The following is a 13008-nucleotide window of genomic DNA, read 5'->3' as shown; positions in this document are numbered from 1 at the left end:
CAAGGTCATTTTTCCTGCTCATACTCTTTCAGCAAAGTACGGATATCACGGATGATCTCGTAGGTACCTTCGTCCGTGGTGCCGTCGTACATCCCGCGGATATGGCGGTCCTTATCGAGCAGCACGAAATGCCCGCTGTGCAGGAAGCCGCCCGGCGATTTGGCGTCTTCGGCCGCGGTAATAAGGTAATGCTGCTGGCCGATTTCGTAGATTTTCCCGCGGTCGCCGGTCACAAACTGCCAGGTAGCATTGTTCACGCCGAGGTCGTTCGAATAGGTTTTAAGTACCGCCGGCGAGTCGTGCGCGGGGTCGATCGTATGGGAAAGAATGCGGACCGTTGGATTATCCTTCACTTCGTCGTACACCTTAAGCATATTCTTCTTCATAACCGGGCAGATCGTCGGGCACGTGGTGAAAAAGAAGTCTGCGACATAGATTTTGTCCTTAAAATCCGATTCTGTAACTGTTTGATTGTCCTGATTGGTAAATGAAAAGGCCGGGATCGACGGGTAATGCGTTTCTTCGGTAGTCTTGCCTGCCACAGTTTTGGTAACAGTCTCGGGTTGGCCCAGATAGGGCAGTTTTCGGTCTTCACAGGCAGTCAGCAAAGCCGCTGCCAGCAAACCGAGGATGATTCTTCGGGTATGCACGCGCATCAAAAGTTTTGAAAGTAAATAAATGGAAACTGCCGACGCTACCGCTGGGAGCGCCGTTGGATAATCGATCTCCCATTTACCTTGCTATCAAGGAGCAAAGTCGGGAGATGAGTGCTCAGGTCAGCGGCGGATGAAAAATATCCGCAGCGACTGTGCGGGAAAGGAACGGGGAAATGTAATCGAATGTCACTGCCAAACGCCCTTCAAAGCGATCGGGAGAGTTGAAAATGAATGGCGTGCTGGTATCCATCGCCTGAAAAAGCAGACTAGCCATAAACGTCTGTTCCGCCCGGCGTTCGTCCTGCTTTTTAGCCTCGACGATTTTTTCGGCCAGGTAGCATTTACCCTCGCACACCACGATCGGATTATCGCGGTTCACGCAGAGGTTCGCGATGATGTATTCCTTCCGCAGCTCGTAATCCAGATACACCAACGGGATAACCCATGCTTTCACAAGCATCAGGAGCACAAACCCCAGGGTAATCCATTGTTTTCCGGAAGCTTTCAAAGAAAAGAAGGCTGGTTATAGTATTGGTAATGCACCGCAAAGCTAATGCCCGGCCCCTGAGATACCAAATCGCCGGCAAAAGCCTCCATCCTACCCTACTTCCATCCTTCTTCCTCCCTTCCTACCTTTCCTCCTTCCTTCGTCCCTTTCCTCCATCCTCCCTTTCCTCCAAAAAAATATTTTCACTTTTATTTTGTACCAATTAGTAAAGTATCCTATCTTTGTAACATCAAACAAGGAAACAATGGCAGGCAGACCTAAAATATATGACGAAACAGCGATCCTAGACAAGGCGGTGGAAGTCTTTTGGGAGAAAGGATATGCCAACGCGACTGCCGACGACCTGCTCCACGCCATGGGAATCGGAAAAGGCAGTTTTTATTTTGCATTCAAAGGCGGCAAGGAAGAATTGTTCCGCAAATCCATGGAACGCGTCGTTGACCTGAACTTCAAAGCGATCCGCGAATCTCTTGCAACCTGCGAGAACCCGGTGCAGTTTATCAGAGATTTCTTCCTCGCGCTCACCGGTAACGACTCGCCAATCGGTAACAAGGGCTGCTACTTCGGTAACGCATTGATACAGGTATCGGCCGACGATTCGGGATTGAAAATGATCGCAGCGAAATACCTGCATTTGCTCGAAGAAATATTTACCGAAGCTGTCCAAAAAGGCAAAGACCTGGGACTGCTTCAAACCAACGAACCCGCCGGGGCGCTGGGCGCTTATTTGGTAAACCTTTGGAATGGCATCAATGTAACGCGCAGAATGGAACCCGATCAGCGTAAGCTGGCCGAGCTGGTAAGAATGAACCTCAATATCCTGAACTGAAATTTTTTTAACCAATTTTGTACCATATAGTACAGTTTATTTTAAAACCATTGTCAATTTTAAATTCTAAAAAATCATGAAACGCAAAGCAACAGCCGTATGGAATGGTGATATTAAAACAGGCGCCGGACATATCACAACAGGCAGTACAGTCCTTAATAAAACGCAATACTCGTTCAACAGCCGCTTCACCGACGGCATCGGCACCAACCCCGAAGAACTGCTCGCGGCTGCACATGCAGGATGTTTCACCATGAAACTCGACCTTGACCTTACACAAGCCGGTTATACCGTAGAATCACTGGAAACGCAATCGGTTATTACGCTGGATAACGGGAAAATCACGAAATCGGAACTGACGCTGCAAGCCAAAGTACCGGGCATTTCGGAAGAAGAATTCCAAATCATTGCCAAAGGAGCCGAAGAAACCTGTCCTGTGAGCCAGGCATTCAGCTTTGAGATTGTACTTAGCGCAGCATTGGTCTGAGAATAAGTTCCGTTACAAATCAGAGTGCACCCGGAATTCTTCGGGTGCGCTCTGCATTTATGTTTGTCGTAAAATTCCGATCACCAGTCCAGCGAACCAATAAAATCCAGTTTGTTGTTGCATGTAGACGAAAACGCAACCAACATGGGGACCTTCTTCAAAACAATGGCTTCGCCGACAGGCACGCTGACGCTGATTGCCAGTGAAAAAGGATTGCGGGCAGTGCTTTGGAATTACGATCCGAAGCAATCGAGTATTGACAGCGGTGTTGAAGACCCGAACCATCCTGTGCTGCTTGAAGCGGAAAAACAACTGAACGAATACTTTGCGAAGAAACGTAAAACGTTCTCTTTGGAACTGGATTTCGTAGGCAGCGATTTTCAAATTCAGGTTTGGAAAGCCATGCTGACCATCCCATTCGGCGAAACCAGATCCTATGGCGATATTGCCCGGCAAATAGGCAATCCGGATTCGGTACGTGCGGTAGGCGGAGCTGCCAACAAGAATCCCCTTCCGATTATCGCGCCTTGCCACCGGGTTGTGGGTGCGAACGGTAAGCTGGTCGGTTTCGGCGGCGGGCTCGAAAATAAAGCGCTGCTGCTCGACATGGAAGCGTCCTACCGCCAGACATCGCTGTTTGACTAATAACACCGTCGCGAAAAGTAACCGACAGTAAACCTGTCTCACTTTCGGGATTTCTTTTTACCTTTGCAACATTATTCACCAACCGGAAACACCAGGTGTAAGAGATCATTTCTTTCAGGAAAATAAATGCACGCGGCCGTGAAGGCGGCTGCTATTATTCATTTTCAAAAGAAATTTTCTTATGCTTTTTCTTCAAGGTGTTACCTATGCACACCCGAACCGGGATGTGCTGTTCTCTGATATAAATCTTACTGTCAATAGACAGGACAAAATCGCGCTGATCGGCAACAACGGCGCGGGAAAATCTACTTTGCTGGGCATACTGACAGGCCGTTTGAAGCCCGTCTCCGGAATCGCCGGTGCGGATTCAAAGCCCTATTTCGTTCCACAGCACTTTGGGCAGTACAATGCGCTTACGGTTGCCGAAGCACTGGGCATCCACGACAAACTATTGGCTCTCAAAGAGATACTGGAAGGGTATTTAACGGACATTAACCTCGAACTGCTGGACGACGACTGGGGTATCGAGGAGCGTTGTCAGGAAGCTTTTGCATACTGGGAGCTTCGTGGAATAGCACTTACGCAACCGATGTCGGAGCTCAGTGGCGGCCAGAAGACGAAAGTTTTCCTGGCTGGCATTATGATACACGAGCCTGACATCGTGCTGCTCGACGAGCCCAGTAACCACCTGGACGCCTCCGGCAGGGCGCTTCTCTACGACTATATCCGCTCCACAAGCAACACGCTCGTGGTGGTGAGCCACGACAGGACACTGCTGAACCTGCTGAACACCGTTTGCGAGCTCGGCAAGCGTGGCGTAACCGTCTACGGCGGCAATTATGATTTTTATGCGGAGCAAAAGGCGATTGAAAACGAGGCATTGAGCCTCGACGTAAAAGCGAAGGAAAAGGCGCTACGCAAGGCTAAGGAAGTCGAAAAAGAGTCGATGGAGCGACAACAAAAGCTTGATGCGCGGGGGAAAAAGAAGCAGGAGAAGGCCGGACTTCCGACGATCGTCCAGAATGCATTCCGCAACAATGCGGAGCGAAGTACTGCCCGGATGAAAGGCATTCACGCTGAAAAAGTTGGCGGAATAGCCCAGGAACTCAGCCATTTGCGCAACGAACTTCCAGCTGTCGACAAAATGAAACTAGATTTTGACAATTCTGCCTTGCATAAGGGAAAGATTCTCATAACTGCACACCGGGTCAATTTCGCTTACGGAGATCAGTCACTTTGGCAGGAAAACCTTGATTTTCAAATCACGAGCGGTGAGCGCATTGCGATCAAAGGTACCAATGGTTCCGGCAAGACTACATTGATCCGCATGATTCTTGACGATCTGCAACCGACAACCGGGGCCATCGAGCGTGCCGATTTCAAATCCATTTACATTGACCAGGATTATTCGCTGATCGACAATGCATTGACGGTTTACGAGCAGGCACAGAAATTCAATTCCGGCGCCTTGCAGGAACACGACATCAAGATCCGGCTGAACCGGTTCCTTTTCACCCGAGAATACTGGGACAAACGCTGTGGGAACCTCAGCGGCGGCGAAAAAATGCGGTTAATGCTCTGCTCGCTGGCCATCGCCACACAAGCGCCGGATATGATCATCCTCGACGAACCGACCAACAATCTCGACATTCAAAACATCGGTATTCTCACCGCGGCCATCAACGAATACCGCGGCACGCTCTTGGTGGTATCGCACGATGCGCGTTTTCTGCGGGAGATTGGTGTTGAACGGGAAGTTGTGCTGGGTTGAGCCAGTCCGTCGATTTTACTTAACCGCCGGAGAATGCTGGGCACTGATTTCAAAAACCTTCATTCTCCGGCCCTGTAACCATTTTTGGGGTATTTTACGGAATATCGCAAATTAAGCTCCTTGCTCTCGCCCGCAGGCAGCATTAAATTCCAGGTCAGCTCCCCTGTATTTTCTTCTACCTTGGCGTCAGAAGCCGATTTATCGAAAACTTCGATATCCTTGCTGCGTGCCAATGGGTACTGGTCTTTGACAACGATCCGGATTGGTATTTTTTTGGTATTTCGTAATGCAATGCGATATGTGCGATTTTCGGTTACGCTGCCTCCTAGGAATTGCTTTTTAGTGTAGCTTTTTACTTGTTCCCGTCTGACAGACACCGCTTTGTCCACCCCAAACGAAAGGCTAAGTGTATCAGGCGCATAGGCCGGATCGAGGCGTGTTTTGCCGACGTAGTTGTTCTCGAGATAGAGATTCACGTCGCCCGGGAGCAGATTTAGATTCGTCCACGAAGGCAGGTATGCATTCAAAAAAACCTCCTGCCGCACTTTGGGAACAGCCAGATATTCGTAATAGCTGCCGGCAATTTGCTCTGTTTTCAGGTTGACGGCGTAAGTTTTGCCGTCGGATAACAACGTGTAATCCATTGGAATTTCATAAGTTACGCTGGCGGGCGCCTCTCTTTCATTGGTATTCAATTCAATTGATTCATTCTTGGAGATACCTACACCAGCGGTGCGTCCTCCCAACTTGTTGCGAGCATTGCCTCCGTATCCGACTACCACAACTTCTTCCAATGCGTGTAAATCCTCTTGCAGATTGGTATCGATGCGCCGGTTTACTATCGGCTTGGATTGTGTTTTGTATCCTATAAATGAAAAATGCAGGAAGCGTTGCGTCGGCGCTAAGTTTATTGGGATCGCCAACTGATAAAAACCATTGGCATCCGTGGCAGTGCCGACATTCGTTCCTTCAATAATCACAGTAACACCAGGCAAAGGCCGGTTCTCTGAATCCTTCACAAATCCACTGACTTCCGATATATTTTTTTCTCCGGGCAAATTATCTGTCGGAGTTGCCTGGTACTGGCTGTAATCGTTCGGGTAACCCCAATACCACGTTTTGAGCAGCGGTGAGAGCACCTTATCTCTGGGATTAGCGGTGGATAATGTCAGCTTCACCTTCTTCCAATCCTCACCCGAGTACTGAAACATCCCGGCTTTGAACTGCAACGATAATGGCGAATTCAGGTCCGTCAGTTTCGCATCATAGCTTGGATACCATCCCGCGTCCGCCACATAATAACTCAGTTCCAATTTCACTTGATCCGCCTTTTTGGACGAGACGGTGACGATGATATCGATAGTAGCCTTTTGCGAATCGGTAATAAGCGGCGAGAGCTCCTTCCCTATTACTTTGAGACTGTCATCCCACCTTTTGATATTGTTGGAAGTTTCAAGTTTCTTTTGCAGCACTTCAATGAGCTTTTTGCGCTGAAATTCAACGGCTTCTTTCAGTTCCAACGTCTTTACAACAACCTTATCCCCACCGAGTTGCTGATTTTTGATAAGCATTTCCTCCTCTTGTTTATAAATCTGTTCCATTCCGCGCTCGAAGGCTATCTTCTCCTTAACGGCCTCACTTTTAGCCTCTAACTGCTTCACTGTCTTAGATTTACCTTCTTCCTGATTGTAATTCATTTTGGGTACAACCGACAAAACCGTCAGATCGGCCAACCCCGAAAGCTGGATACTCTCCTTATCCAGGGAACCGGATAACCCTTTGAATATCAACTCATGTGTCCCTTCATCGAGCGAAACCGAAATTTCCCGCGTAACCTCCGCACCGTTGCGGTAAATAGTGACCTGCCGGATGGTACTGTTTACGACCTGAGACTTTTGCGCCATTAACTGTCCTAAGGAAAGGAGAAGGGCTACGATTAAACTGTTGACGGAGAGCATTCGCATATCGTGATGGCAGTTAGGTGAGTCGGGAGTGTTTCCTAAATTGTTTTCAAAAAGTAACTAAAAAAAGTAACACCCACACCCTCTATGTAACTCTTGTCTAACAAACGGCACTCCATAGTTATCCTCCGTTCCCTTATCTTTAACCAAAAAAACAATCCCATGCTGGATATTGTAATCGAAGCCCGGAAGGCTGCTATCAGTGAGTCGGTGGTGGTGAAGCGGATTCTTCCTTTTCGCCTCCGGAGAATGGTCGGGCCGTTTATATTTATGGACCACGCGGGGCCGCTGGGGACGATTCCGGCGAACCCTTCGGCGATGGATGTACTCCCGCACCCGCATATCGGGCTTTCGACGGTGAGCTACCTGTTTGACGGTCAGGTTACCCACCGCGACAGTACGGGTGTGCAGCAGATTATCAAACCTGGTGAAGTAAACTGGATGACGGCCGGGAGCGGCATTGCGCATTCGGAGCGTTTCGAAGATCCGGCGGCGCTGGCGGGTGGTCTTGAAATGATCCAGACGTGGGTAGCGTTGCCGGAAAAAGACGAAGAATCTACGCCGACTTTCCGGAATTACGCCAAGCACGAATTGCCGGTATTTACCGACAAAGGCGTATGGATGAGGCTGATCGCAGGAGACGCGTTTGGATTATCCAACGGTGTCGAAACGCTTTCGCCGCTGTTCTATTTACACGTTGTCGTGGAAGCCGGGGCGACGTTCCGGATTCCCGATGGTTATTCTGAACGGGCCGTTTATCTGGTGAAAGGATCGGTGGAAACCGGCGGGCATTTCTACCAGCCGGGACAAATGCTGGTTTTTAATAAGAATGCGGAGCCGGTTATCAAAGCGAGGGAAAACACTACCCTGATGTTGCTCGGCGGCGAACCCTTAGGCGAGCGCTTCATCTGGTGGAACTTCGTGTCGTCACGGAAAGAACGCATCGAGCAAGCCAAGGAGGATTGGAAACAGGGCCGCATTCAACTTCCGCCCGCGGATGATCACGAATTTATCCCCTTACCGGATGATTATTCACGGCCTTCCGACACCCCTCCCCGCCCCGAGCCGCTTTCCTGACATCTAACCACATTACCTTTTTGCAAATTTCTTGATACGATGAAACGTCAGGAAATTTGCATCATGGTTATTCCTCGCGCCGCCCAGCCCATCGTCGAATGCGGTCCGGCAGACGAACACAATGTCCTTGCCATCAAAAAGCCAGTCGACATATTGAAAGCCGTGCTTTGCTACATCGGGATGTTGCAGGAGAATTTCGTGAAAGTCCCAATGCATCAGGTCTTTGGAGCTGTACAACGCAAGCGTGTTACGAATACCGGAGGGTGATTTGCCGGCATTTGCCTTTTTCACCTCATCGGGAATCAGGTTTGTGAGTGTCCAATACAGTTTTGTTTTCGGGTCAAAACGGATGGCAAACTTTTTACTTCCACCCGGAAAGCTGATAAAACCGCTTGCAGGGTCAAAACTGGCCGTTTTTCCGTCCGTGCTAACCCTGACAATGGCCGCTTTTTCTTCCAAAGTCGTCCGGTCGTCAACGCGCAGAATATCCGCAATGGAGCCGTCGGGCGCCACCACTGCATTGCCTTCAAGCCAGCCGGTAAAATGGCCGTCCAGGTACGTCGAGTCGAAACGCATGATATTGGTGCTCGTCCAGTTGGACGCCACCATCGGATCGGCGTCGAGCGGAATAGACGCTACAAAAGCGCTGTAACGCTTTCCCCATTGCTTCGGCGGCCCGGCTGCATCCTCCATCGCCCGCCACAAGCGCCCATTATGCTCGATCAGCGGCATGGGCGCGCAATGATATTCCCCTTCTTTCAACAAGCCGTGTGAAGCGTCGGTTGGCTCCGTCCAGGTCTCGCCGCCGTTGGCAGAATGCCGGATGATCATATTCCCGTGGTGCCGGTCGGTGCCGAGAATATAGAGCTTGCCCCGGTGTACAAACAGCTTCGACCAGAACTGCCCGTTGATCTCCGAAATCTGTTTCCAGCTCTTCCCGCGGTCACGCGAGCGGTACACCCGCGAAGTCGCACGCACATGCTCGTTCGAATTCGGCCCGAAGAAATCATGGGAAGCGACATAATCGCCATCAGGCAAGATGGCAATGCTCGGAGAACCAATATAAAGCCCGGAAGACGCCGGACTATAAGTAATCACCGCGCCCGGCACCTGCGTGAGGTCAGGCGTTTGGGCAAATGTGGCTAATGTAAAAAGGACTAGTATTGTGGTTTGAAAGAATCGGCAAGTCATTGATGAGTTTAGAGTTTATGAGTTCAGGAGTTTAGAGTTTAAAGTTTAGGAGTTTAAAGTTTAGAGTTCAGGAGTTTAGAGATAAAAGGCTAAACTTTAAACCCTTTACCCTAACCTGTAAACTCTAAACTCATCAACGCTAAACTCATAAACTCTAAACTCCTAAACTCATCAACCCTAAACTCCTGAACTCCAAAAACTCTTCAACCAGCCAACCGTGATGGCGGTATGCCGAATGCTTTTTTAAATGCAAAAGAAAAGTGAGAGAGGTCTTCGAAACCGATTTCGAGGTATACGTCGGAGGCTGCGCGGCCTTTTTCTTTAATCAGATAATGTGCTTCCTGCAACCGGCGCTGTTGTAACCAGCGACTGGGCGAAGTATGGAAAATGTGTTCAAAATCGCGTTTGAAGGTGGCCAGGCTCCGGCCCGTCAAGTAAGCGAAACGGCTCATTTGCACATTGAAATGAAAGTTTTTGTGCATAAATGCTTCCAGATCAATCTTGCCCGGTTCGCTGAAATCGAACAAAATATCTTTCATCACCGGCGACGAGCGCAGCAGGATCATAATGGCTTCTCGCACCTTTAATGCCTGTAAATCCGCGTCGATCAGCTGGTCGTCCTCGCTGTAAGGCATCAGCGAATCCATGAAACCCTTCACAAGGCTTCCGCCTTTCAGCGCGATGATCGACCCGGCATCCTGGCTCCGGTCGTGATCGGCCTGGTAACCATGCTCCATCGCAAAACTTCGCAGCGTTTCCTGGTCCAGGTATACGGAAATGGATTTAAAAACCCCGTCCGCAGGCGGTTGCTTGATGAATTTGATCAGCTGGTTGCGACGGATAAACCGGTAATCGCCCTCCTTGAAAACATGCTCTTTATCCCCGTTGTTGATCGTGAGAGTCCCGGAAATCTGGTAACTGAACACGTGCTCGGGTGCAAACTGCTCCCCCTCGCGGTTCCGCGTGAAATAGCAGGAATACGCGATGGGGGATGCAGGTTTAATGGATTTCGGATCGGCCATGAACAAAGTTAGGGATTACGCGTCCTTTTTGGTGCCGGTGTACCACTTGCCCATCGACGTTTCGAGAAAATCCTCCGATTCGTGGTGGTCGGTTGAAAGGCTTATGGGCTCCCATTCTTCCATTTCTGCCTTCCGGGCCTCGTCGGCAAGTTTCAATAAGCCGATTGCCTCGCTTCCGAGCACCAGGTGAACCGGCGGCGCAGGATGTTCAGCCAATGCCACCATCACTTGCGCGGCCCTTTCAGGATCGCCTACGGGCACGAATTTGCCGGATTTGAAATAATCGGTGCGCTGATTCACCATTTCATAACCCTCGATCTCACGGGCATAGGTCATTGAAGCGCCGGCCCAGTCGGTACGGAAGCCACCCGGCTCCACGCTGGTTACATGAATGCCCAGCGGCGCAACTTCTTTGGATAATGCCTCGGCAAAGCCGCCCAGACCGAATTTGGCCGCCTGGTACATCGTAAGTCCGGCATTACCGACACGGCCGCCGATGGAACTGATCTGCAAAATACGGCCGCTTCCCTGCTTGCGCATATAAGGCAGCACGGCGCGGGTAACCTCGATCGGCGCGTAAAGGTTTGTTTCCAACTGGCTGCGTACCTGCTCGTCGGTATAGGCTTCGGCCGCACCGATAATACCAAAACCTGCATTGTTGACCAGCACATCGATGCGCCCGAAATGCGCAACGGCGTCGGCTACCACGTGGTAAACCTGCTCGTAGTTGGTCACATCCAGCGATACGGGGTAAATCTGATCGCCATATTGTGCTACCAGGTCATCCAATTGCGCGGTATTCCGTGCGGTAGCAACTACTTTATCTCCACTTTTCAAAACTGCTTCTGTTAGGTTACGTCCCAATCCGCGGGAGCTACCTGTAATAAACCATACTTTTGTCATTGTCTTTGTGTTTTTAAGTACAATACAAAAGTACCGGGCTGTCGGCGGCCCGACTTTGCTGAAAAGCTCAGAGTTGCTTTGTTAAAAAGCTCATCGTTTTAATACATAATAGAAAATCTGCGTGCGGATCACAAACCCGAGCGACTCGTACACACCTATCGCACGCGCATTATCGGCACGCACGTGCAGGAAAGGCTGCTCTCCGGCCTGCTGAATGCGGTTTACCTGGCGTAGGAGCAAATGCCGCGCATAACCTTTTCCCAGGTGGTCGGGATGCGTGCAAACCGCGCTGATCTCCGCGTAACCTTCGGGATGCATTCGCTGGCCGGCCATCGCCACGAGCCTGGCATTGTCGAAAATGCCTTCATAATGCCCGAAACGAATCGTCCCGATCGAAAACGGACCGGGAGCGGTGAGGCTAGTTAATGCCAGCATTTCCGGCACATGCTCCGTGGTGAGCGGAATGGTGACCGGGCCGTCGGATACAGGGTTAGCCGGGCCATTATAAAGCATTTGATAGCCAGGTACCGCTGCCAGTACCTGCCAGGGAGCAGGAACCTCCACGTTTTCATTACTGACAAATATGACGTTATGATCGAAGGGGATCGCTTCATGCAATGCCGGCAGGCCGTCCAGTGCCGGGCCTTCCACGGCTGCAAAGGGCGAGACTTCCGGAAGAAAATACGCCGAGCTTTCATGCACATGCCCTAGCGCACGATTGTGCGTACGAAGCGCATGCCAGGCCGGGTTATCGAGGATTTGTTTCATTTTAAATGGTCAATGCACCGGCTGAGTTATGCCAGCCAATATGATTAGCGAACAGCCGTGACGCCGTCTTTGTTACAGCCGCTGAATAAAAACAAAAAAGTGGCTGCCATGAAAGAGCAGCCACTTTTGCCAAAACACACGAAAACACTATTCGAAACAGAAGGCCGCAAAGCCACTTCATACAAATCAATAACAGGCCCATCACCTGTGTTTTGCTTGCGCAAAAATGATAATGCAAATATCCTGAAAACGAGGCTGAATGGTCCGCACGATCTGTCCGAAGGTTAGGACAATCTGAACATTCCTACTATTACCGAACGACGACTAGCGAGCACCGCCCCGGAATTCCTCGGGCGTAAGCCCGGTTTGTTTTTTGAAAAAACGGGCAAAGTAGGATTGGTCGCTGAACCCGAGCCCGTAGGCGATTTCCTTAACAGAATGCTGCCGGTGGTATAACTCCCGCTTGGCCTCGATGAGCATGAGGCGATAGAGCAGCTTACTGACCGTCGTACCCATTTTTTCGCGCAGCAACTCATTCACCCGCTTGGCTGTAAGACCGATCTCCCGGGCGTAGAATGCCGCCGATTTCTCCTGCCGGTAATGCATTTGCATCAGGTGAAACAACTTCACGAGCCGGTGGTCTTCCGCACCGGACACCTGGGGATTGTGCTTTCCGAAACGGTAAAGATGTGTTAAAAATGCAGTGGTGTATTTCAAAAGCAGGGCAATATCCGCCAAGCCGTTGCATTCAAGTAGAATGAGATCGAAAAGGTGCGTCAGCGGAGCCTGCATGGCATCCGGAATGGAAAAAGCTATATTTTCGAACGGCAGGAAGAGCTGGCGCAAATGCGGCTCGTCGATACGGTCAAAAATATCGTGCGCGAACACGATCGTGCGTGCGGGCGGAAGCGTGGGCGCAGGGATCGAATGTACCTGGTTGGGCGCGAGCAGGAACACTTCATTGGCCCTCACCGGGAACGACTCGAAATCGATGTGATGGGTACCGCCGGTTTCTGAAAACCATACGATAGCGAAAAAACTGATGCGGTGGCTCGGCGCGTGATCACCCAATGCCAGGCCGCTGTCCGACGCCATAAAGCGGGAAGGCGGTAGTTCGTGCAAAGGGAAATCAGTATGCTGTGCCATGGGGATCGGGTATAAACACCAGTTATATAAACGCGCCGGGAATG

General features: G+C 50.5%; 13 protein-coding genes. 5 read left to right on the top strand and 8 right to left on the bottom strand.

What is annotated here, in order from left to right:
• Positions 1-5: 5 nt before the first annotated feature.
• On the bottom strand, positions 6-656 hold the full coding sequence (locus tag BLQ88_RS08860) for an SCO family protein (protein WP_090148531.1): 651 nt from the start codon (positions 654-656) through the stop codon (positions 6-8).
• 115 nt (positions 657-771) lie between these two features.
• Positions 772-1164, bottom strand: coding sequence for a hypothetical protein (locus BLQ88_RS08855; protein WP_229212630.1), 393 nt, complete (start codon positions 1162-1164; stop codon positions 772-774).
• 244 nt (positions 1165-1408) lie between these two features.
• On the opposite strand from BLQ88_RS08855, the gene BLQ88_RS08850 reads away from it, so the two are divergent.
• From BLQ88_RS08850 to BLQ88_RS08835, 4 genes are all read left to right on the top strand, one after another.
• The gene (locus BLQ88_RS08850; protein WP_090148529.1) at positions 1409-1993 is read left to right on the top strand and encodes a TetR/AcrR family transcriptional regulator; all 585 of its coding nucleotides are present in this window, start codon (positions 1409-1411) and stop codon (positions 1991-1993) included.
• 76 nt (positions 1994-2069) lie between these two features.
• The gene (locus BLQ88_RS08845) at positions 2070-2480 is read left to right on the top strand and encodes an OsmC family protein (protein ID WP_090148528.1); all 411 of its coding nucleotides are present in this window, start codon (positions 2070-2072) and stop codon (positions 2478-2480) included.
• Positions 2481-2624: 144 nt separating this feature from the next.
• Positions 2625-3125: a methylated-DNA--[protein]-cysteine S-methyltransferase gene (locus BLQ88_RS08840; protein WP_090148960.1), complete on the top strand. Its 501-nt coding sequence runs from the start codon at positions 2625-2627 to the stop codon at positions 3123-3125.
• A gap of 181 nt (positions 3126-3306) precedes the next feature.
• The gene (locus tag BLQ88_RS08835; protein WP_090148526.1) at positions 3307-4896 is read left to right on the top strand and encodes an ABC-F family ATP-binding cassette domain-containing protein; all 1590 of its coding nucleotides are present in this window, start codon (positions 3307-3309) and stop codon (positions 4894-4896) included.
• A gap of 59 nt (positions 4897-4955) precedes the next feature.
• Here the strand turns inward: BLQ88_RS08835 and BLQ88_RS08830 are convergent, their stop codons facing one another.
• On the bottom strand, positions 4956-6860 hold the full coding sequence (locus BLQ88_RS08830) for a DUF4139 domain-containing protein (RefSeq protein ID WP_090148525.1): 1905 nt from the start codon (positions 6858-6860) through the stop codon (positions 4956-4958).
• A 159-nt stretch (positions 6861-7019) separates the two neighbouring features.
• Between BLQ88_RS08830 and BLQ88_RS08825 the strand changes: the two genes are divergently transcribed.
• Positions 7020-7934: a pirin family protein gene (locus BLQ88_RS08825; RefSeq protein WP_090148523.1), complete on the top strand. Its 915-nt coding sequence runs from the start codon at positions 7020-7022 to the stop codon at positions 7932-7934.
• A gap of 12 nt (positions 7935-7946) precedes the next feature.
• Here the strand turns inward: BLQ88_RS08825 and BLQ88_RS08820 are convergent, their stop codons facing one another.
• From BLQ88_RS08820 to BLQ88_RS08795, 5 genes are all read right to left on the bottom strand, one after another.
• Positions 7947-9125, bottom strand: coding sequence for a sialidase family protein (locus tag BLQ88_RS08820; RefSeq protein WP_176884947.1), 1179 nt, complete (start codon positions 9123-9125; stop codon positions 7947-7949).
• Positions 9126-9328: 203 nt separating this feature from the next.
• Complete coding sequence (locus tag BLQ88_RS08815; RefSeq protein WP_090148522.1) at positions 9329-10147, bottom strand: helix-turn-helix domain-containing protein; 819 nt, start codon at positions 10145-10147, stop codon at positions 9329-9331.
• Between the two features lie 15 nt (positions 10148-10162).
• Complete coding sequence (locus BLQ88_RS08810; protein ID WP_090148520.1) at positions 10163-11050, bottom strand: oxidoreductase; 888 nt, start codon at positions 11048-11050, stop codon at positions 10163-10165.
• A 90-nt stretch (positions 11051-11140) separates the two neighbouring features.
• A complete protein-coding gene (locus tag BLQ88_RS08805; protein WP_090148519.1) occupies positions 11141-11818 on the bottom strand; it encodes a GNAT family N-acetyltransferase in 678 nt (225 codons plus the stop codon).
• Positions 11819-12142: 324 nt separating this feature from the next.
• The gene (locus BLQ88_RS08795; protein ID WP_229212629.1) at positions 12143-12964 is read right to left on the bottom strand and encodes a helix-turn-helix domain-containing protein; all 822 of its coding nucleotides are present in this window, start codon (positions 12962-12964) and stop codon (positions 12143-12145) included.
• Between the last annotated feature and the right edge of the window lie 44 nt (positions 12965-13008).

It is taken from the genome of Dyadobacter soli (assembly GCF_900101885.1).
Taxonomy (GTDB): Bacteria; Bacteroidota; Bacteroidia; order Cytophagales; family Spirosomataceae; genus Dyadobacter; species Dyadobacter soli.
Note: the sequence above shows the minus strand (reverse complement) of the source record. Positions and strands in the feature narration are given on the sequence as shown.